The 20,510-nt window shown below is 61.1% G+C and carries 16 protein-coding genes; 14 read left to right on the top strand and 2 right to left on the bottom strand.

Annotated features, from left to right (window positions below; genetic code table 11):
- The first annotated feature begins 89 nt into the window (after window positions 1-89).
- From JH25_RS06705 to JH25_RS06715, 3 genes are all read left to right on the top strand, one after another.
- A complete protein-coding gene (locus JH25_RS06705; protein WP_005790823.1) occupies window positions 90-548 on the top strand; it encodes a hypothetical protein in 459 nt (152 codons plus the stop codon).
- 65 nt (window positions 549-613) lie between these two features.
- Window positions 614-1,957, top strand: coding sequence for a sensor histidine kinase (locus JH25_RS06710; protein WP_032879728.1), 1,344 nt, complete (start codon window positions 614-616; stop codon window positions 1,955-1,957).
- A gap of 40 nt (window positions 1,958-1,997) precedes the next feature.
- Entirely contained in the window at window positions 1,998-3,347 is a 1,350-nt protein-coding gene (locus JH25_RS06715; RefSeq protein WP_032879727.1) for a CoA transferase, read from the top strand.
- A gap of 572 nt (window positions 3,348-3,919) precedes the next feature.
- Here JH25_RS06715 and JH25_RS06720 read toward each other — a convergent pair.
- Complete coding sequence (locus tag JH25_RS06720; RefSeq protein ID WP_032879726.1) at window positions 3,920-4,783, bottom strand: DNA-3-methyladenine glycosylase family protein; 864 nt, start codon at window positions 4,781-4,783, stop codon at window positions 3,920-3,922.
- The gene (gene arcD, locus JH25_RS06725; protein ID WP_005790831.1) at window positions 4,780-6,207 is read right to left on the bottom strand and encodes an arginine-ornithine antiporter; all 1,428 of its coding nucleotides are present in this window, start codon (window positions 6,205-6,207) and stop codon (window positions 4,780-4,782) included. The genes JH25_RS06720 and arcD (JH25_RS06725) overlap by 4 nt, the downstream gene beginning before the upstream one ends.
- Before the next feature lie 404 nt (window positions 6,208-6,611).
- On the opposite strand from arcD (JH25_RS06725), the gene arcD (JH25_RS06730) reads away from it, so the two are divergent.
- The 11 genes from arcD (JH25_RS06730) to JH25_RS06780 all read left to right on the top strand — a co-directional run bounded on the left by arcD (JH25_RS06730) (window position 6,612) and on the right by JH25_RS06780 (window position 20,458).
- Complete coding sequence (gene arcD, locus JH25_RS06730) at window positions 6,612-8,039, top strand: arginine-ornithine antiporter (protein WP_032879725.1); 1,428 nt, start codon at window positions 6,612-6,614, stop codon at window positions 8,037-8,039.
- A gap of 25 nt (window positions 8,040-8,064) precedes the next feature.
- Window positions 8,065-9,321 carry an arginine deiminase gene (gene arcA / locus JH25_RS06735; RefSeq protein ID WP_005790835.1) on the top strand — a complete coding sequence of 419 codons (1,257 nt, stop codon included), beginning with the start codon at window positions 8,065-8,067 and terminating at the stop codon, window positions 9,319-9,321.
- A 12-nt stretch (window positions 9,322-9,333) separates the two neighbouring features.
- The gene (locus JH25_RS06740) at window positions 9,334-10,344 is read left to right on the top strand and encodes an ornithine carbamoyltransferase (protein WP_005790837.1); all 1,011 of its coding nucleotides are present in this window, start codon (window positions 9,334-9,336) and stop codon (window positions 10,342-10,344) included.
- Window positions 10,345-10,495: 151 nt separating this feature from the next.
- Window positions 10,496-11,425 carry a carbamate kinase gene (gene arcC, locus JH25_RS06745; protein WP_032879723.1) on the top strand — a complete coding sequence of 310 codons (930 nt, stop codon included), beginning with the start codon at window positions 10,496-10,498 and terminating at the stop codon, window positions 11,423-11,425.
- Window positions 11,426-11,443: 18 nt separating this feature from the next.
- Window positions 11,444-11,806 carry a DUF5064 family protein gene (locus JH25_RS06750; RefSeq protein ID WP_005790842.1) on the top strand — a complete coding sequence of 121 codons (363 nt, stop codon included), beginning with the start codon at window positions 11,444-11,446 and terminating at the stop codon, window positions 11,804-11,806.
- A gap of 185 nt (window positions 11,807-11,991) precedes the next feature.
- Complete coding sequence (locus tag JH25_RS06755) at window positions 11,992-13,500, top strand: sigma-54-dependent transcriptional regulator (RefSeq protein ID WP_005790844.1); 1,509 nt, start codon at window positions 11,992-11,994, stop codon at window positions 13,498-13,500.
- Between the two features lie 410 nt (window positions 13,501-13,910).
- Window positions 13,911-14,294, top strand: coding sequence for a glycine cleavage system protein GcvH (gene gcvH / locus JH25_RS06760; protein WP_032879722.1), 384 nt, complete (start codon window positions 13,911-13,913; stop codon window positions 14,292-14,294).
- A 10-nt stretch (window positions 14,295-14,304) separates the two neighbouring features.
- Window positions 14,305-17,142 carry an aminomethyl-transferring glycine dehydrogenase gene (gcvP, locus tag JH25_RS06765; RefSeq protein WP_032879721.1) on the top strand — a complete coding sequence of 946 codons (2,838 nt, stop codon included), beginning with the start codon at window positions 14,305-14,307 and terminating at the stop codon, window positions 17,140-17,142.
- Between the two features lie 159 nt (window positions 17,143-17,301).
- Window positions 17,302-18,678: an L-serine ammonia-lyase gene (locus tag JH25_RS06770; protein WP_005790847.1), complete on the top strand. Its 1,377-nt coding sequence runs from the start codon at window positions 17,302-17,304 to the stop codon at window positions 18,676-18,678.
- A gap of 39 nt (window positions 18,679-18,717) precedes the next feature.
- Window positions 18,718-19,842 (top strand): glycine cleavage system aminomethyltransferase GcvT, encoded by a 1,125-nt coding sequence (gcvT, locus tag JH25_RS06775; RefSeq protein WP_005790848.1) that lies wholly within the window; start codon window positions 18,718-18,720, stop codon window positions 19,840-19,842.
- A gap of 394 nt (window positions 19,843-20,236) precedes the next feature.
- Window positions 20,237-20,458, top strand: a complete 222-nt coding sequence (locus JH25_RS06780) for a cold-shock protein (RefSeq protein WP_014719702.1) — start codon at window positions 20,237-20,239, stop codon at window positions 20,456-20,458.
- Window positions 20,459-20,510: the final 52 nt, after the last annotated feature.

The raw sequence follows: 20,510 nt of genomic DNA, 5'->3' as shown, positions 1-20,510 counted from the left end.
AATCTTTACCCTCCGCTGACGGCGGCTGACCTTGCGCTGCGTAACCTACTCACATCCGGACTCACCGGAATAGAGACAGGAGAATCACCATGCGCAAGACCCTTATCGCTTTGATGCTCGCCGCTGCACTGCCTACCGTTGCCATGGCCATGCCTGAAGGCCCAGGCCCGATGGGCGGCCACGAAGGCCACATGATGGGCGGCCCGGGCCACGGTGAACACGGCCCGCGTGGTAAAGGCGGCCCGTTCAGCCAGCTGGACTTGAGCAAGGAACAGCGTGAGCAGATCCGCAAGCTGATGGGTGACCAATGGCACGCTCGCAAAGACCTGACCCAAAAGTACCTGGACAAACTCCCGGCCGCTGACCAGAAAGCCATGCAGGACGAGATCGCCGCCGGCAAGCAGAAAACCCAGGCCAATATCCGCGCCGTGCTCAAGCCTGACCAGCAGAAGCAATACGACGAGATCGTCAAAAAGCAAGCCGAGCGCCGCGCCGAGTGGAAGCAATTCCAGGAATGGAAAGCCCAGCAAGCGCAAAAAGCGCAATAATGCAAACGTAATGCCTACGGCCCAGTGGTTCACACCACTGGGCTTTTCCTGTTTGAGGGTTTCCTGTGCGTTCATTGTTCTGGCGTATCCTGGCGAGTTTCTGGCTGGCCATCGCCCTGGTTGGCGGGTTGTCGATTCTGCTTGGGCATATGCTCAACCAGGACGCCTGGATTCTCAGCCGCCACCCAGGCCTGAACAACCTGGCGCAAGAGTGGACGCAACTCTACGAAGCCCAGGGTGAGGACGCCGCCCAGGACTTGCTGCAACAGCGCAAACGCCAGTACCACATCGATGTGCAAGTGCTTAACGAGAGCGGTGAGCCGGTGGTGCGCGGTACCTTCCCGCGTCGCGCCGCCGCCTTTGAAGCCCGGCAGAATGACAGCCAGGACGGCCACCTGCCCTGGCGGCGCCTGACCGCCGAGTACACCAGCGACAAAACCGGCGACACCTACCTGCTGATCTACCGCATTCCCCACCCGGAGTTGGAAGCCTGGCACCGCAGTAGCCTGCTGTGGCCACTCAGTGCCCTGGCAATCACCCTGGTGGTGTTGACCCTGTTCAGCCTGCTGGTGACCTTGTCCATCACCCGCCCACTCAGCCGCCTGCGCGGCGCGGTGCATGACCTGGGGCAAACCACCTATCAACAAAACAGCCTGGCGCAACTGGCCAACAGGCGCGACGAATTCGGTGTGTTGGCCAATGACTTCAACCGCATGGGCGCGCGCCTGCAAAGCCTGATCGGTAGCCAGCGCCAGTTGCTGCGCGACGTGTCCCACGAACTGCGCTCGCCCCTGGCACGCTTGCGTATCGCCCTGGCCCTGGCCGAGCGCGCCAGCCCCGAAGAGCGGGAAAAACTCTGGCCGCGCCTGACCCGCGAATGCGACCGCCTGGAAGCCTTGATCAGCGAAATCCTGGTCCTGGCGCGGGTCGACGCCGACAACGCCAGCGCCGAAGACATTGACCTCAACCCATTGCTCAAGACCCTGCAAAAGGACGCCCAGCTCGGCGCGCCCGAGCAAGTGGTGCACCTCAGCACCGACGTCGACCTGCGGCTCAAGGGCTGGCCGACCATGATCGAGCGCGCCGTGGATAACCTTCTGCGCAATGCCCAACGCTTCAACCCGGCCGGCCAACCGATTCAATTGCAGGCCCAGCATCAAAACGGGCGCATTCTGATCAGCGTACGCGACCACGGCCCCGGCGTTGAAACCGAACACCTGGGCCAACTGGGCGAGCCGTTTTACCGTGCGCCGGGCCAGACTGCGCAAGGTCATGGCCTGGGCCTGGCCATCGCCCGCCGTGCTGCCGAGCGCCATGGCGGCACCCTGATCCTGGCCAATCATCCCGACGGCGGTTTTGTCGCCAGCATCGAACTGCCCTTGGTCCCAGGGGCTGCCACACCGGTGTGATGTTCTTCTATAGTGGCCCTTCTCTTACGGAGGGCCTTAGATGACTGACCTGCTGACTCCCATCCAAGCTGCACTCGATTTACCGCACATTGCGCTGCCCGAGACCTCGGCAGGCGCGCTGCCCTCGTCCTTCGCCGTGACCGACCTGGCCGTCGCCAGCATCGGCGCCGCTGGCCAGGCTGTTGCCCAGTTGATCCAGCAACAGACCGGGCGGCTGCCCAGCGTCAGCGTGGATCGGCGTCTCGCCTCGCTGTGGTTTTCTTCGTCGATTCGCCCAGTGGGTTGGCAAGTACCGCCGCTGTGGGACCCAGTGGCCGGTGACTACGCCAGCGCCGAGGGCTGGATTCGTCTGCACACCAACGCACCCCATCACCGTGCAGCGGCCGAACGGGTGCTTGGGCCTGTGGCCGACCGCGCCGAGATGGCGATCAAAGTCGCTACATGGAACGCCGCAGAACTGGAACAGGCCATTGTCGACGCCGGCGGTTGTGCGGCGCAGATGCGTACGTGGCAAGCCTGGCAGCAGCATCCGCAAGGCTTGGCGGTGAATGCCGAAGAGTTGATACAGCGTCAGGTCTTCGACCCTGGTATCGACAAACCCTGGCTTGGCTCACCTGCGCGCCCGCTGGCGGGTATCAAGGTGCTGGACTTGACCCGCGTATTGGCCGGCCCCGTGGCCAGTCGTTTCCTCGCCGGATTGGGTGCAGATGTACTGCGCATCGATTCGCCAACCTGGAACGAACCGGGCGTGGTACCGGAAATGACCCTGGGCAAGCGCTGTGCCCGCCTCGACCTGAAAAGCCCTGAAGGCCGGCAGGTATTCGAAGCCTTGCTCAAGGACGCCGACGTACTGTTCCATGGTTACCGCGCCGATGCACTGGAACAGCTGGGTTACACCCTCGGCGAGCGCCAACATATCGCCCCCGGCCTGATTGACGTCAGCCTCAATGCCTATGGCTGGAGTGGCCCGTGGCGTAACCGTCGCGGTTTTGACAGCCTGGTGCAGATGAGCAGCGGGATCGCCGAGGCGGGCATGGCCTGCAAGCAAGCGGATAAGCCCGTGCCGCTGCCGGTGCAGGCGCTGGATCACGCTACCGGTTACCTGATGGCCGCCAGTGCGATCCAGGCCTTGAGCGAGCGGTTTGCGTCAGGTCGGGGCGGTTCGGCGCGGTTGTCACTGGCGCGCACGGCCAAGTTGCTGGTGGACGCAGGGCAGGTGCCGCAGCAGGCAGCGTTGCGCGGCGAAGACATCAATGATCAAGGCTTGGTGGTAGAGCAGACCACCTGGGGCCAGGCCCATCGGTTACTGGCGCCGCTGAGCATCAGTGGCACGCCGTTGCAGTGGGATTTGCCGGCAGGGGAATTGGGCGCGCACCGGCCTCAGTGGTGAACTGAAGACCGCCATCGGGGGCAAGCCCCTCCCACTTTTGAATGTATTCACACATCAAATGTGGGAGGGGGCTTGCCCCCGATGAGCATGGGTATCTACACAACTTCGTAGCAGTCACCAGTAACCACGATGCGAAGCGAGCCGCTCTTGATCTGTTTTTGATCTTGGGCGCCCCGTTAAACCACGCTGGCCGGAATTCGACAGGGATTTGGGGGGTAAACCGGCAGGGATGCCGGTTTAGCCGCCCCGCGCCATGGATGGCGCGTGGCGGCGGCCCCCCAAATCCCTGTCGGATTACGGGCACACCGAGCCTGAGCGAGGTGCCGAGTGATGGGGCGAGGACCTTTTGCTTACTTTTGGGTCCTTCCAAAAGTGAGCCGCTGTAAGAGCGGAACCCTAAGTGGCCGTTACCTAAATAACGGATATGTACTCGGTTTGATCCGGCATCCTGGTCGGCCCTAAGGCCGCCATCGGGAGCAAGTCGAATCGTCGCACCGCCCCTCCCACAGCTACAGCGCCATACCAGAAGTTGTGTAGATACCCATGTCCCGATGAGGCCAGTACAGCCCCCATCAATCCCCGCGGTTCAACGACGTCCACAAATACTGCGCCGCATACGCCCTCAACGGCCGCCACGCCTCTGCCCGCGCCAGCAACTGCCGTGCCGACACCGGCCCGCCTTCCAGCGCCGCCAGCGCATTGATCAAGCCGATGTCCCCCGATGCAAACGCATCCGCCTCGCGCAACTGGCGCATGGCGATGTACTGCGCGGTCCAATCGCCAATCCCCGGGAGTGCCACCAACCGTGCAACACCGTCCTTGAGACTGGCCTTGGGCTCGAAAATCCGAGGGTCATCCAACAACGCCTGGGCCACACCGGACAAGGTGCGACCTCGCGCCTTGGGCATGCCCAGGGCCGCCAGGTCCGCCGCCGCCAGCACCTCGGGTGCCGGGAACAGGTGAGTAATACCGGCGTGGGGGGTTTGCAACGGCTGGCCATACTGCGCCACCAGCTTGCCCGCCAACCGGATCGCCGCCGCCACCGTGATCTGCTGGCCCAGCACTGCGCGAATGGCCAACTCCAGGCCGTCCCATGTACCCGGCAACCGCAGCCCTGGTCGAGCCGCAACCAGTTGCGCCATCAACGGGTCCTTGGCCAATTGCAGGTTGATCACGGCGGGCACGGCATCCAGATCGAACATCCTGCGCAGGCGCCGCTCGATCTCGGGCAGCGCGACCGGCTCGGGAAAGTCGACCGTCACCTCCAGCCAATCCCCCGCCCCCGGCGCGACGCTGATCCAGCCATGTCGCCCGGCCACACTGATGCTGCGTCGATACACTCCGGCCACCACGGTTTCCAACCCGGTGATTGCCCGGGCCGATAAGAACTCCACCATCGCCGCCCAGTCGTAAGGCGGTTGATACGCCAACCTCACAGCGACAATACCCCGCTATACAGCCCGTACGCAGCCAACCCGGCGCCCGCGATCACACAACCGAAAATGCCTTTTTCAAGCGAGGTAAACAACGGGCGGCCCTGCTCCCGCTTGGCCAGGGCAAACAGGATCACACCCGGTGCATACAGCAGCGCCGACAGCAGCAAATATTTCAAACCGCCCGCATACAACAGCCACACCGCGTAACCGAGGGCAATCAAGCCTACCAGCAGATCCTTCATGCGTCGGCGCTGAGCGCCTTGATAGGTTTCGCCGCGCGCGCTCAACAGCACCGCATAGGCCGCCGACCACAGGTACGGCACCAGAATCATCGACGACGCCAGGTAGATCAGGGTGGTGTAGGTACTGGCCGAAAACAGCGTGATCACCAGAAATGCCTGGATCATCACATTGGTCAGCCACAACGCGTTAACCGGCACCTGATTGGCATTTTCCTTTTTCAGGAACGCCGGCATGGTCTTGTCATGGGCAGTGGCATAGAGGATTTCCGCGCAGAGCAACGCCCACGAAAGCAATGCCCCGAGCAGCGAAACGGCCAGGCCGAGGCTAATCAATATCGCTCCCCAGGGCCCGACAATGTGTTCCAGCACGCCCGCCAGGGACGGGTTCTGCAACTGCGCCAGTTCCGGCTGGCCCATGATGCCCAACGACAGCACATTCACCAGCACCAGCAGCGCCAGCACGCCCAGGAAACCAATCACCGTCGCGCGCCCCACATCCGAGCGTTTCTCGGCCCGCGCCGAGTACACACTGGCGCCTTCGATACCGATAAACACAAACACCGTGACCAGCATCATGTGGCGCACCTGCTCGACCACGCTGCCCATCTGCGGATTGCCCAGGCCCCAGATATCACGGGTGAAGATGTCGGCCTTGAACGCCACGGCGGCGATCACGATAAACATCAGCAGCGGCACGATCTTCGCCACGGTGGTGATCTGGTTGATGAATGCCGCTTCCTTGATTCCGCGCATCACCAGAAAATGCACCGCCCACAGCAAAAGCGATGCACAACCGATGGCCAGTGGTGTATTGCCCTGACCGAACGCCGGGAAAAAGTAACCCAGGGTGCTGAACAGCAACACGAAATAGCCGACGTTGCCCATCCACGCACTGATCCAGTAGCCCCAGGCCGACGAGAACCCCATGTAATCGCCGAAGCCGGCCTTGGCGTAGGCATACACCCCGGAATCCAGTTCCGGTTTACGGTTGGCCAGGGTCTGGAACACAAACGCCAGGGTCAACATGCCAACCGCGGTAATGGCCCAACCGATCAGCACCGCGCCTACTTCGGCGCGGGCCGCCATGTTTTGCGGGAGCGAGAAGATCCCGCCGCCGATCATCGAACCTACTACCAGGGCGATCAGGGCACTGAGCCGAAGTTTCTGGGCTGGTTGGGACATGCAGGTTCCTCGCAATAAATGTTTGAGCCGACCACCGCGCACTCAACTAATTCAATTTAATGACGCTAGCGTTTCATAACATAAGGGTATGTAAACGCCGGAAGTTTAGGCTTATTTAGAATTTAAATACGGCAATTATGAAGCGCTCGTCAGGCAACATACAAAAAGTTTGCACATTCGCAAATACGAACTAGCGTCAACACCCATGCCCCGGACCAAATGATTAACCACATTGTAGGAGACCGCTCTAGCGAGCGCCTTTGCACAGGCCGTGTCGCCCCGCAACTGCCACCCTAAGTCGTTAATTCACAATGGAATGTGCCAATGAACTGATCTGAGTCAGCTGTTTTATTAGCGCACGGAATTATTCTGTGATCTCTCTTCTCCTGCATTGGAGTCACGCAATGTCTGATTCTCCCGGAAAACTTAGGCTTGGTGCGCTGGTTGCACTTGTCGTGGGCTCAATGATTGGCGGCGGGATCTTTTCACTCCCGCAAAACATGGCCGCCAGTGCCGACGTAGGCGCCGTGTTGATTGGTTGGGTGATCACCGCCATCGGCATGTTGACCCTCGCATTCGTGTTCCAGACCCTTGCCAACCGCAAGCCCGATCTCGACGGCGGGGTGTACGCCTACGCCAAGGCCGGTTTTGGCGATTACATGGGGTTCTCATCGGCCTGGGGTTACTGGATCAGTGCCTGGCTGGGCAACGTCGGGTACTTCGTACTCTTGTTCAGCACCTTGGGTTACTTCTTCCCGATCTTTGGCGAAGGCAACACGCCAGCGGCGGTGATAGGTGCCTCGGTACTGCTGTGGGCGGTGCACTTTCTGGTGCTGCGCGGCATCAAGGAAGCAGCGTTCATCAACCTGGTGACCACCGTTGCCAAGGTGGTGCCGCTGCTGCTGTTCGTGCTCATCGCCCTGTTCGCGTTCAAGCTGGACATCTTCACCGCAGACATCTGGGGCGTAAAAAACCCTGACCTGGGCAGCGTGATGAACCAGGTGCGCAACATGATGCTGGTCACTGTGTGGGTGTTCATCGGCATCGAAGGCGCGAGCATCTTTTCCTCCCGTGCCGAGAAACGCAGCGACGTGGGCAAGGCCACCGTGATCGGTTTTATCACCGTGCTGCTGTTCCTGATGCTGGTGAACGTGCTGTCTTTGGGGATCATGACCCAACCGGAACTGGCCAAGTTGCAGAACCCGTCGATGGCTGCCGTGCTTGAGCATGTGGTGGGCCACTGGGGTGCGGTGCTGATCAGCGTCGGCTTGATCATCTCGCTGCTGGGCGCGTTGCTGTCGTGGGTGCTGCTGTGTGCGGAGATCATGTTTGCCGCCGCCAAGGACCACACCATGCCGGAGTTCTTGCGCAAGGAAAACGCCAACCATGTGCCGGTCAATGCCCTGTGGCTGACCAACGCGATGGTTCAGATATTCCTGGTGATCACCCTGTTTTCCGCGAGCACCTACCTGTCGCTGATCTACCTCGCCACCTCGATGATCCTGGTGCCTTACCTGTGGTCAGCGGCCTACGCCCTGCTGCTGGCGGTGCGCGGCGAAACCTACGAAAACGCGCTCAAGGAGCGCAAGAAAGACCTGTTCATCGGCGCCGTCGCCCTGATCTACGCGATCTGGCTGCTCTATGCCGGCGGCACCAAGTACCTGCTGCTCTCCGCCCTGCTCTACGCCCCCGGCGCGATCCTGTTCGCCAAGGCCAAGCGTGAACTGGGCAAACCGATTTTCACCAACGTCGAGAAGCTGATTTTCGCCGCAGTGGTCATTGGCGCCCTGGTGGCGGCCTATGGGCTCTACGACGGCTTCCTGACTCTGTAATTGTATGTTCACTGGAGGATCTGTAATGACCACGGAAAAAGTTAAGTACGGCGTACATTCCGAAGCCGGCAAACTGCGCAAAGTCATGGTGTGCTCCCCAGGTTTGGCCCACCAGCGGCTGACCCCCAACAACTGCGACGAGCTGCTGTTCGATGACGTGCTGTGGGTGGCCCAGGCCAAACGCGACCACTTCGACTTCGTGACCAAGATGCGCGAGCGGGATATTGATGTGCTGGAAATGCACAACCTGCTCACCGATATCGTCGCCATCCCCGAAGCGCTGGACTGGATCCTGCAACGCAAGATCACCGCCAACACCGTGGGCCTGGGCCTGGTCGACGAAGTCGGCTCGTGGCTGCGTAGCCTGGAGCCGCGCAAGATCAGCGAGTATTTGATCGGTGGCGTATCGGCCGATGACCTGCCGAGCAGCTTTGGTGGCAAGACCATCGAGATGTTCCGCGACTTCCTCGGCCACGCCAGCTTCATCCTGCCGCCGCTGCCCAACACCCAGTTCACCCGCGACACCACCTGCTGGATCTATGGCGGCGTAACGCTCAACCCGATGTACTGGCCGGCCCGACGCCAGGAAACCCTGCTGACCTCCGCCATCTACAAGTTCCACCCGGAGTTCACCAACGCGGACTTCCAGATCTGGTACGGCGACCCCGACCAGGAGCACGGCGCTGCCACACTGGAAGGCGGCGACGTGATGCCGATTGGCAATGGCGTGGTGTTGATCGGCATGGGCGAGCGCTCGTCCCACCAAGCCATCGGCCAACTGGCGCGCAACCTGTTCAAGAACAAAGCGGTGGAGCGCGTCATCGTGGCCGGCCTGCCCAAATCCCGCGCAGCGATGCACCTGGACACCGTGTTCAGCTTCTGCGACCGCGACCTGGTCACCGTCTTCCCGGAAGTGGTCAACCAGATCGTGCCGTTCACCCTGCGCCCTGACGAAAGCAAGCCTCACGGTATCGACATTCAACGGGAGAAAACCAACTTCCTCGAAACCGTCGCCGCAGCGCTCAACCTCAAGGCCCTGCGCGTGGTCGAGACCGGCGGCAACAGCTTCGCCGCCGAACGCGAGCAGTGGGATGACGGCAACAACGTAGTGGCCGTGGAACCCGGCGTGGTGATCGGTTACGACCGCAACACCTACACCAACACCTTGCTGCGCAAGGCCGGTGTGGAAGTCATCACCATCAGCGCCGGTGAGCTCGGCCGTGGCCGTGGCGGCGGCCACTGCATGACCTGCCCGATCATCCGCGACCCTATCGACTATTAAGGAGATTCCATCATGGCTTTCAATATGCGCAACCGCAGCCTGCTGTCGCTGATGCACCACACTACTCGCGAACTGAACTACCTGCTGGACCTGTCCCGCGACCTCAAACGCGCCAAATACACCGGCACCGAGCGTCCGCACCTGCAAGGCAAGAACATCGCGTTGATCTTCGAAAAAACCTCGACCCGCACCCGCTGCGCCTTCGAAGTCGCGGCCCATGACCAGGGCGCCCACGTCACCTATATCGACCCGGTGTCGTCGCAGATCGGCCACAAAGAAAGCATGAAAGACACCGCCCGCGTCCTGGGCCGGATGTTCGATGCCATCGAGTACCGTGGCTTTGAACAGGAAATCGTCGAAGAGCTGGCCAAGTTCGCCGGTGTGCCGGTGTTCAACGGCCTCACCGCCGAATTCCACCCGACCCAGATGATCGCCGACACCCTGACCATGCGCGAACACAGCGACAAGCCGCTGCATGACATCAGCTACGCCTACCTGGGGGACGCCCGCTACAACATGGGCAACTCGCTGCTGATGATCGGCGCCAAGCTCGGCATGGACGTGCGCATCGGCGCGCCGAAAGCGCTGTGGCCCCATGAAGATTTCATCAAACAGTGCCAGGCCTTTGCCGAGGAAAGCGGCGCGCGCATCACCATCACCGAAGACCCGAAAGAAGCAGTGAAGGGCGTGGACTTCATCCACACCGATATCTGGGTGTCCATGGGCGAGCCGGTGGAAGCGTGGGACGAGCGTATCGAGCAACTGCTGCCGTACCAGGTCAACGCCAAGATGATGAAAGCCTCGGGCAACCCCCGGGTGAAATTCATGCACTGCTTGCCGGCGTTCCATAACAGCGAAACCAAGGTCGGCAAGGACATCGCTGCGCGCTATCCGCACCTGGCCAATGGTGTGGAAGTGACCGAGGAAGTCTTCGAGTCGCCGGCCAATATCGCGTTTGAGCAGGCGGAAAACCGCATGCATACCATCAAGGCGATCCTGGTGTCGGCGTTGGCGGATATCTAACTCTCACTGTCGGAACAGGGTTCAAAAATGTGGGAGGGGGCTTGCTCCCGATAGCGGTGGCTCAGCTATAGATAGATTGACTGTCCTGCCGCCATCGGGAGCAAGCCCCCTCCCACATTGGGCTCTGCTCACACCCTAAAAGGATTGCATTATGCGCATCGTCGTAGCCCTGGGCGGCAACGCCCTCCTGCGCCGTGGTGAACCCATGACCGCGGACAACCAACGCGCCAATATCCGCATCGCTACCGAACAGATCGCCAAGATCCACGCCGGCAACGAACTGGTGATCGCCCACGGCAATGGCCCGCAAGTCGGCCTGCTGTCGTTGCAGGCGGCGGCCTACACCAGCGTCTCACCCTACCCGCTGGACGTACTGGGCGCTGAAACCGAAGGCATGATCGGCTACATCATCGAACAGGAACTGGGCAACCTGCTGGACTTTGAAGTGCCGTTCGCCACCCTGCTTACCCAGGTGGAAGTGGACGCCAAGGACCCCGCCTTCCAGAACCCCACCAAGCCTATCGGCCCGGTTTATACCAAAGCCGAAGCGGAACAACTCGCCGCCGAAAAAGGCTGGGCCATCGCACCCGATGGCGACAAATACCGCCGTGTGGTTGCCAGCCCGCGCCCCAAACGCATCTTTGAAATCCGCCCGATCAAGTGGCTGCTGGAGAAAAAAGCCATCGTGATCTGCGCCGGCGGCGGCGGCATCCCGACGATGTATGGCGAAGACGGCAAGCTGCGCGGCATTGAAGCGGTGATCGACAAAGACCTGTGCTCCTCCTTGCTGGCCGCGCAACTGGACGCCGACCTGCTGGTAATCGCCACCGACGTCAATGCCGCTTTTATCGACTTCGGCAAGCCAACCCAGAAGGCCATCGGCCAGGCCCACCCGGACGACATGGAAAAACTCGGCTTCGCCGCGGGCTCCATGGGCCCCAAGGTACAGGCAGCCTGCGAGTTCGCCCGCCAGACTGGCAAAACTGCGGTGATCGGTTCACTCTCGGATATCGAAGCCATCGTCCAGGGCAGCGCCGGCACTCGCATCAGCACGGCCAAACCTGGCATCACCTATCTGTGAAGTAGAGGAGAAACGCCTATGGCTATCTTTGAACCCGGTCACTTGCACGTCGAACGTCACGCGCTCAACAAGGACGACTACAGCTACAACCTGTGCATCGACTATGAAGTCAGCCAGGACCCCAAGGAAGGCAAAGGCATGTTATTCAAACTGCACGGTTCGGTGCAGGGCAAGGACCTCAAGGAGGAGTTCTTCCTGCCCAAGGACCAGGCATTCGACTTTGCGCGGCATGCGATGAACATCGCGCAGAAATACGGCATGCCGAAGGTCGCGGTGTTGAACGGCTCGATGCACAAGCAGTACGACTTGATGTTTGAGGACGTGCGGCATCAGTTGGATGTGAAGCCAGGCGACCCGGTCAAACCCGAACACCTGGAGTAAGTTCAAAATGTGGGAGGGGGCTTGCTCCCGATAGCAGTGTGTCAGCCACAGGTTGATTGGCTGATCCACCTATATCGGGAGCAAGCCCCCTCCCACATTTTGATCTCCATCATTTGTCAGATTTCACCTGCGCCCCGCGCCAAGGCATACTTGCCGCCTCTGCTCTCCAGAATTGCTAGCACCCCATGCGTATCCACGTCAGCTTCATCGACCGCGTCGGCATCACCCAGGAAGTCCTGGCCTTGCTCGGTGGGCGCAATCTCAACCTGGATGCGGTGGAGATGGTGCCGCCCAACGTCTATATCGACGCACCCACCCTCAGCGCCGAGGTGCTTGAAGAACTGCGCGATGCGCTGTTCAGCGTGCACGGCGTGCAAGCGGTGAAGGTGGTCGACATCCTTCCGGGCCAACGCCGCCACCTGCAACTGGACGCCCTGCTGGCAGCCATGACCGACCCGGTGCTGGCCCTGGACAGCGCGGGCAAGATTTTGCTGGCCAACCCGGCATTGATCGCGCTGTACGGGCGCGAACCGGCCGGCGAAAGCATCGCCGAGCTGTTCAACGACCCCGCGCTGCTGGAGACCTTGCTGGAGCATGGCTTTCGCTTGCCGTTGCGCGAGATCAGCGTCAATGGCCAGACCCTGCTGCTGGACGCCACGCCGATCACCGACGCCGGAGCCCTGCTCACCCTCTACCAGCCCAACCGCATCGGCGAACAGCTATCGGCGCTGCACCACGACCATGCCGAAGGTTTTGATGCTCTGCTGGGCGAATCCCCGGCGATCCGCACCCTCAAGGCACGGGCACAACGGGTGGCGGCGCTGGATGCACCGCTGCTGATCCAGGGCGAAACCGGCACCGGCAAGGAGCTGGTGGCCCGCGCCTGTCACGCGATCAGCACGCGCCACAGTGCACCGTTTTTGGCGTTGAACTGCGCGGCGCTGCCGGAAAACCTCGCCGAAAGCGAGTTGTTCGGTTACGCCCCTGGCGCCTTTACCGGCGCCCAGCGCGGTGGCAAGCCAGGGCTGATGGAACTGGCGAACCAGGGCACGGTGTTTCTCGATGAGATCGGCGAGATGTCACCGTACCTGCAAGCCAAGTTGCTGCGTTTTCTCAATGACGGCAGCTTTCGTCGGGTGGGCGGTGACCGTGAGGTGAAGGTCAATGTGCGCATCCTCAGCGCCACCCACCGCGACCTGGAAAAAATGGTCAGTGAGGGCACCTTTCGCGAAGACCTGTTCTACCGCCTCAACGTGCTTAACGTTGAAGTGCCGCCACTGCGCGAACGCGGCCAGGACATCCTGCTGCTGGCCCGCTATTTCATGCAGCAAGCCTGCGCGCAGATCCAGCGCCCGGTCTGCCGCCTGGCGCCCGGCACCTATCCAGCGCTGCTGGGCAACCGCTGGCCGGGCAATGTGCGCCAGCTGCAAAACGTGATCTTCCGCGCCGCCGCCATCTGCGAGGGCAGCCTGGTAGACATCGGCGACCTGGACATCGCCGGTACGTCGGTGGCGCGCCAGAGCGATGGCGAAGTCGACAGCCTGGAACAGGCGGTGGAAGACTTCGAGCGCGATCTGCTGGAAAAGCTCTACGCCAGCTACCCCTCGACGCGCCAGCTCGCCAGCCGGTTGCAGACTTCCCACACGGCGATTGCCCATCGCTTGCGCAAGTACGGCATCCCCAACAAGCCCTGATTCAAGTTGGAATACAAACAAATGTGGGAGGGGGCTTGCTCCCGATAGCGGTGTGTCAGCCATAAATCTTTGACTGATACACCGCTATCGGGAGCAAGCCCCCTCCCACATTTGGAGAGCATTCCAAAATTTGGTCCAGGAACGACATTCAGTGTACTGAAAGCGCTACAGCGTAACGATATCGCTACAACCCTGTTTTTTACGCGCCATGCAAGGCTTTGATCCACATAGGCTTTTTTTCAAGCACTCGACTGTAGCGAAATCGCTACAGCAAAATGCACTAACGTCATAACCGATTTTATTAACCTGTTGATTTATAACGAATTAATAACCTTGGCCGCAATATTGCTAAGCAACTCCCCATTATTCCAATCCCGTCCACCAGACGATTCTGGCCCTGAGGAGTTTCCATGAGCGAGTTGCGTTTCACTGAAGATCACGAATGGCTGCGCGCCGAAGCCGATGGCAGCGTCACCGTGGGTATCACCGCTTTTGCGCAGAACGCGCTGGGTGATGTGGTTTTCGTGCAACTGCCGGAGTTGCAGGCTTACGACAAGGGCGCCGAAGCCTCCACCGTGGAATCGGTCAAAGCCGCCAGCGGCGTCTACATGCCGCTGGACGGTGAAGTGCTGGAAGTTAACGACAAACTCGATGGCAGCCCGGAACTGGTCAACGAAGACCCGATGGGCGAAGGCTGGTTCTTCCGCTTTAAACCAGCCGACGCCGAGGCAGTGGCTAAGCTGTTGGATCAGGATGCGTACGACCGCCTGATCAAAGCCAACGCTGAAGCTTGAGGAGCGCGCCATGACCGTTAATCTGACCACCGCCAACGAATTCATCGCCCGCCACATCGGCCCGCGCCAGGAAGATGAGCAGCAAATGCTCGCCAGCCTGGGCTTTGATTCCCTCGAAGCCCTCAGCGCCAGCGTGATCCCGGAAAGCATCAAGGGCACCAGCGTGCTCGGCCTGGAAGACGGCTTGAGCGAAGCCGAGGCCCTGGCCAAGATCAAGGCCATTGCCGGGCAGAACCAACTGTTCAAAACCTACATCGGCCAGGGCTACTACAACTGCCATACACCGTCGCCGATCCTGCGCAACCTGCTGGAAAACCCGGCCTGGTACACCGCTTACACGCCATATCAACCCGAGATATCCCAGGGCCGCCTGGAAGCGCTGCTCAATTTCCAGACCCTGATCAGCGACCTTACCGGCCTGCCGATCGCCAACGCCTCCCTGCTCGACGAAGCCACCGCCGCCGCCGAAGCCATGACCTTCTGCAAGCGCCTGAGCAAGAACAAAGGCAGCAACGCCTTCTTCGCCTCGGTGCACAGCCACCCGCAAACCCTCGACGTATTGCGCACCCGTGCCGAACCCTTGGGCATCGAGGTGGTGGTCGGCGATGAGCGCGAGTTGACCGATGTCAGCGCGTTCTTTGGCGCCCTGCTGCAATACCCGGCCAGCAACGGCGATGTATTCGACTACCGCGAACTGACCGAGCGCTTCCACGCCGCCAACGCACTGGTAGCCGTGGCCGCCGACCTGCTGGCCCTGACCCTGCTGACCCCGCCGGGTGAATTCGGCGCCGACGTCGCCATTGGCAGCGCACAACGCTTCGGCGTGCCGCTGGGCTTCGGTGGCCCGCACGCGGCGTACTTCTCCACCAAGGATGCATTCAAGCGTGATATGCCAGGGCGCCTGGTCGGTGTTTCCGTCGACCGCTTCGGCAAGCCGGCCCTGCGCCTGGCGATGCAGACCCGCGAGCAACATATCCGCCGCGAGAAAGCCACCAGCAACATCTGCACCGCCCAAGTGCTGCTCGCCAACATCGCCAGCATGTACGCCGTGTACCACGGTCCCAAGGGACTGACCCAGATCGCCCAGCGCATTCACCAACTGACCGCGATCCTGGCCAAGGGCTTGACGGCCCTAGGCTTGAAAGTCGAGCAGCAACACTTCTTCGACACCCTGACAATCAACACCGGCACCCACACCGCCGCCCTGCATGACAAGGCCCGCGCCCAGCGCATCAACCTGCGTGTCGTGGACGCCGAGCGTGTTGGCCTGTCGGTCGACGAAACCACCACCCAGGCTGATATCCAGGCCTTGTGGGCCATCTTCGCCGACGGCAAAACCCTGCCGGCCTTTGCTGCAACCCAAAGCACCCTGCCGAGCGCCCTGCTGCGCCAGTCGCCGATCCTCAGCCACCCGGTGTTCAACCGTTATCACTCGGAAACCGAGCTGATGCGCTACCTGCGCAAGCTGGCCGACAAGGACCTGGCCCTGGACCGCACCATGATCCCGCTGGGCTCGTGCACCATGAAGCTCAACGCGGCCAGCGAAATGATCCCGGTGACCTGGGCCGAGTTCGGTGCCCTGCACCCTTTCGCCCCCGCCGCACAAAGCGCCGGCTACCTGCAACTGACCACCGAACTGGAAGCCATGCTCTGCGCGGCCACCGGCTACGATGCGATCTCCTTGCAGCCCAACGCTGGTTCCCAGGGTGAATACGCAGGCCTCCTGGCCATCCGCGCCTATCACCAGAGCCGTGGCGAAGAACGTCGCGACATCTGCCTGATCCCGTCGTCGGCCCACGGCACCAACCCCGCCACCGCCAACATGGCCGGTATGCGCGTAGTGGTGACCGCTTGCGATGCGCGCGGCAACGTGGACATCGAAGACCTGCGCGCCAAGGCCATCGAACACCGTGAGCACCTCGCCGCGCTGATGATCACCTACCCGTCCACTCACGGTGTGTTCGAGGAAGGCATCCGCGAAATCTGCGGGATCATCCACGACAACGGCGGCCAGGTGTACATCGACGGCGCCAACATGAACGCGATGGTCGGCCTCTGCGCACCGGGCAAGTTCGGCGGCGACGTGTCCCACCTGAACCTGCACAAGACCTTCTGCATCCCCCATGGCGGTGGCGGCCCGGGTGTTGGCCCGATTGGCGTCAAGTCGCACCTCACGCCGTTCCTGCCCGGCCACGCGGCCATGGAACGCAAGGAAGGCGCGGTATGCGCCGCACCGTTCGGCAGCGCGAGCATTTTGCCGATCACCTGGATGTACATCAGCATGATGGGCGGCGCCGGCCTCAAGCGCGCGTCGCAGTTGGCGATCCTGAATGCCAACTACATTTCCCGTCGCCTCGAAGAGCATTACCCCGTGCTCTATACCGGTAGCAACGGCCTGGTGGCCCACGAATGCATCCTCGACCTGCGCCCGTTGAAAGACAGCAGCGGCATCAGTGTGGACGACGTGGCCAAGCGCCTGATCGATTTTGGTTTCCATGCGCCGACCATGTCGTTCCCGGTGGCCGGCACCTTGATGATCGAGCCGACCGAAAGTGAATCCAAGGAAGAACTGGACCGCTTCTGCGATGCCATGATCGCCATCCGCGAAGAGATCCGTGCAGTGGAAAACGGCACGTTGGACAAGGACGACAACCCGCTGAAAAACGCACCACACACCGCGGCTGAATTGGTGAGCGAGTGGACGCATCCATACACCCGCGAACAAGCGGTGTACCCGGTGCCGTCATTGATCGAAGGCAAATACTGGCCACCGGTTGGCCGGGTCGACAACGTGTTTGGCGATCGCAACCTGGTGTGTGCGTGCCCGTCGATCGAGAGCTATGCATAACTGAAGAGGTACTCAGTCTAAATGTGGGAGGGGGCTTGCTCCCGATAGCGGAGGGTCAGTTATTAGATCTGGTGACTGACGCACCGCCATCGGGAGCAAGCCCCCTCCCACACTTGACCGAGTACGGCCTCAAGAATAATAAGAAACCGGAGAACAACCATGTCCCTTAGCGTGTTCGACCTGTTCAAGATTGGCATCGGCCCCTCCAGCTCCCACACCGTCGGCCCGATGCGTGCGGCGGCTCGATTCGTCGAGGGCCTCAAGCGTGACAACCTGCTGAGCGCCACCACCGGCATCAAAGTGGAACTCTATGGCTCGCTCGGCGCCACCGGCAAAGGCCACGGCAGCGACAAGGCCGTACTGCTGGGCCTGGAAGGCGAACACCCGGACACCGTCAATACCGAAACCGTAGCTGCCCGCCTGGCGCAGATGCGCAGTGACGGGCGCCTCAACCTGCTCGGTGAACACAGCATTGCGTTCAACGAGAAAGAACACCTGGCGATGATTCGCAAACCCCTCGCCTATCATCCCAACGGCATGATCTTCCGCGCCTTTGACGCCGCCGGTATCCAGATTCGCAGCCGCGAGTACTACTCGGTCGGTGGTGGGTTTGTGGTGGATGAAGACGCTGCCGGCGCCGACCGGATCGTCGAAGACGCCACGCCCTTGACCTTCCCGTTCAAGCACGCCAAGGACCTGCTCGGCCATTGCACCACCTATGGCCTGTCTATCAGCCAGGTGATGCTGACCAATGAAAGCGCCTGGCGCCCTGAAGCCGAAACCCGCAGCGGCCTGTTGAAAATCTGGCAGGTCATGCAGGACTGCGTCGACGCCGGCTGTCGCAACGAAGGCATCTTGCCCGGAGGCTTGAAGGTCAAGCGCCGGGCGGCGGCGCTGCACAGGCAGTTGTGCAAGAACCCCGAGTCCGCCCTGCGCGACCCGCTGTCGGTGTTGGACTGGGTCAACCTCTACGCCCTGGCGGTCAACGAAGAAAACGCCAATGGCGGGCGCGTGGTCACCGCGCCCACCAACGGTGCAGCGGGGATCGTGCCGGCGGTGCTGCATTACTACATGCGCTTTATCCCGGGCGCTAACGAAGACGGCGTGGTGCGCTTCCTGCTCACCGCCGCCGCCATCGGCATCCTGTACAAGGAAAACGCCTCGATCTCGGGCGCCGAAGTCGGCTGCCAGGGTGAAGTGGGCGTGGCCTGTTCCATGGCCGCGGGCGCCCTGTGCGAAGTGCTGGGCGGCAGCGTGTCCCAAGTGGAAAACGCCGCCGAGATCGGCATGGAACACAACCTCGGCCTGACCTGCGACCCGATTGGCGGGCTGGTGCAGGTGCCGTGCATCGAGCGCAATGCCATGGGCTCGGTGAAGGCGATCAATGCCGTGCGCATGGCCCTGCGCGGCGACGGCCAGCACTTTGTGTCCCTCGACAAGGTCATCCGCACCATGCGCCAGACCGGCGCCGATATGAAAAGCAAATACAAGGAAACCGCCCGTGGCGGTTTGGCGGTCAACATTATCGAGTGCTGACGCCCACAAGCGCGTCGGCACGTTTTTCAGGAGCTGAATATGTCCACCGAAACCCTGTTGAAAACCCCTCTGCACGCCCTGCACCTCGAACTGGGCGCACGCATGGTGCCCTTCGCCGGCTACGACATGCCGGTGCAGTACCCGCTGGGTGTGATGAAGGAACACCAGCACACCCGTGATCAGGCCGGGTTGTTCGACGTGTCGCACATGGGCCAGATCCGCCTGACCGGTGCCAATGCCGCCAAGGCCCTGGAAACCCTGGTGCCGGTCGACATCATCGACCTGCCGGTGGGCATGCAGCGCTACGCCATGTTCACCAACGAGCAAGGCGGCATCCTCGACGACTTGATGGTGGCCAACCTGGGCAACGACGAACTGTTCCTGGTGGTCAATGCCGCCTGCAAGGACCAGGACCTGGCACACCTGCGTCAACACATCGGCGACCAATGCACCATCGAACCGCTGTTCGAAGAACGCGCCCTGCTGGCCCTGCAAGGCCCGGCTGCGGTGAAGGTGCTGGCGCGGTTGGCACCTGAAGTCACCCGGATGACCTTTATGCAATTCGCCACCCTGCGTTTGCTGGGCGTGGACTGCTATGTCAGCCGCTCCGGCTATACCGGTGAAGACGGCTTCGAAATCTCCGTGCCGGCTGAAAATGCCGAAAGCCTCGCACGCAGCCTGCTGGCCGAAGCCGAAGTACAGGCTATCGGCCTGGGCGCCCGCGATTCTCTGCGCCTGGAAGCCGGCCTGTGCCTGTACGGCCACGACATGAACACCGACACCACCCCGATCGAAGCCAGCCTGTTGTGGGCGATCTCCAAGGCCCGGCGTGCCGATGGCCCGCGTGCCGGCGCTTTCCCCGGCGCCGACCGGATCTTCACTCAGCAACAAGCTGGCGTCAGCCGCAAGCGCGTGGGCCTGCTGCCTCAGGAGCGCACCCCGGTGCGTGAAGGTGCAGAGATTGTCGACGAACACGGCACCGTGATCGGCACCGTGTGCAGCGGCGGTTTTGGCCCGAGCCTGGGGGGCCCGCTGGCCATGGGTTACCTGGACACGGCCTTCACTGCGCTTGATACCGAAGTGTCTGCGTTGGTGCGTGGGAAAAAGGTGCCACTACGTGTAAGTAAAATGCCATTTGTGCCGCAACGTTACTATCGCGGCTGACGGATTGTTTCCATAAGTAACGCGGTTGCGTGAACGTGCACTAAACTGTAACGCAACCGCCATAAAACAGTGCATTTGCGATAGTCATTTTTAAAGGAATAGCCCTATAACAAGTGAACTACTCTATCGAATAAGTCAGCTGCTCAGTATTCAACAAAGTGTCATGCACCCCAGTAAAACCGGGGCCTTGCGCAGGGCTTGTTTTTTTCATATTAGTTGGCGTAGAGTTTGCTCACTGTGTTTGCATGGGTCGCTTGGAACCTGGACCTGGGCAGTAGCTCAAGTAGTTTGCTACAACCCGTTCGACGTCTCTTAACTTTCCTGCAACCCAGCCCAGTACTCTTTCGTGTGAAAGGGGCTGTCATTAATTTTTAGCGTCAAAGGAAAGAAGAAAATGTCGGATAAAGGTGGACGTCAGAGCGGTACCGTCAAGTGGTTCAACGACGAAAAAGGTTTTGGTTTTATCACTCCTGAAAGCGGCCCGGATCTGTTCGTGCATTTCCGCGCTATTCAGGGCAATGGCTTCAAGAGCCTGAAGGAAGGCCAGAAGGTCACCTTCGTTTCAGTTCAGGGCCAGAAAGGCCTGCAAGCTGACGAAGTTCAAGCAGAAGGCTGATCCTTGCTGCGACAAAAAGCCCCTGATATGACATCAGGGGCTTTTTTATGGG

Source organism: Pseudomonas sp. BRG-100, assembly GCF_000737955.1.
Classification (GTDB): domain Bacteria; phylum Pseudomonadota; class Gammaproteobacteria; order Pseudomonadales; family Pseudomonadaceae; genus Aquipseudomonas; species Aquipseudomonas synxantha_A.
Note: the sequence above shows the minus strand (reverse complement) of the source record. Positions and strands in the feature narration are given on the sequence as shown.

Coding starts and splice junctions, on each gene's coding strand:
- JH25_RS06705 (WP_005790823.1), top strand. CDS start 90: ATGCGCAAGACCCTTATCGCTTTGATGCTCGCCGCTGCACTGCCTACC.
- JH25_RS06715 (WP_032879727.1), top strand. CDS start 1,998: ATGACTGACCTGCTGACTCCCATCCAAGCTGCACTCGATTTACCGCAC.
- arcD (WP_005790831.1), bottom strand. CDS start 6,207: ATGTCCCAACCAGCCCAGAAACTTCGGCTCAGTGCCCTGATCGCCCTG.
- arcD (WP_032879725.1), top strand. CDS start 6,612: ATGTCTGATTCTCCCGGAAAACTTAGGCTTGGTGCGCTGGTTGCACTT.
- arcA (WP_005790835.1), top strand. CDS start 8,065: ATGACCACGGAAAAAGTTAAGTACGGCGTACATTCCGAAGCCGGCAAA.
- JH25_RS06740 (WP_005790837.1), top strand. CDS start 9,334: ATGGCTTTCAATATGCGCAACCGCAGCCTGCTGTCGCTGATGCACCAC.
- arcC (WP_032879723.1), top strand. CDS start 10,496: ATGCGCATCGTCGTAGCCCTGGGCGGCAACGCCCTCCTGCGCCGTGGT.
- JH25_RS06750 (WP_005790842.1), top strand. CDS start 11,444: ATGGCTATCTTTGAACCCGGTCACTTGCACGTCGAACGTCACGCGCTC.
- JH25_RS06755 (WP_005790844.1), top strand. CDS start 11,992: ATGCGTATCCACGTCAGCTTCATCGACCGCGTCGGCATCACCCAGGAA.
- gcvH (WP_032879722.1), top strand. CDS start 13,911: ATGAGCGAGTTGCGTTTCACTGAAGATCACGAATGGCTGCGCGCCGAA.
- gcvP (WP_032879721.1), top strand. CDS start 14,305: ATGACCGTTAATCTGACCACCGCCAACGAATTCATCGCCCGCCACATC.
- JH25_RS06770 (WP_005790847.1), top strand. CDS start 17,302: ATGTCCCTTAGCGTGTTCGACCTGTTCAAGATTGGCATCGGCCCCTCC.
- gcvT (WP_005790848.1), top strand. CDS start 18,718: ATGTCCACCGAAACCCTGTTGAAAACCCCTCTGCACGCCCTGCACCTC.
- JH25_RS06780 (WP_014719702.1), top strand. CDS start 20,237: ATGTCGGATAAAGGTGGACGTCAGAGCGGTACCGTCAAGTGGTTCAAC.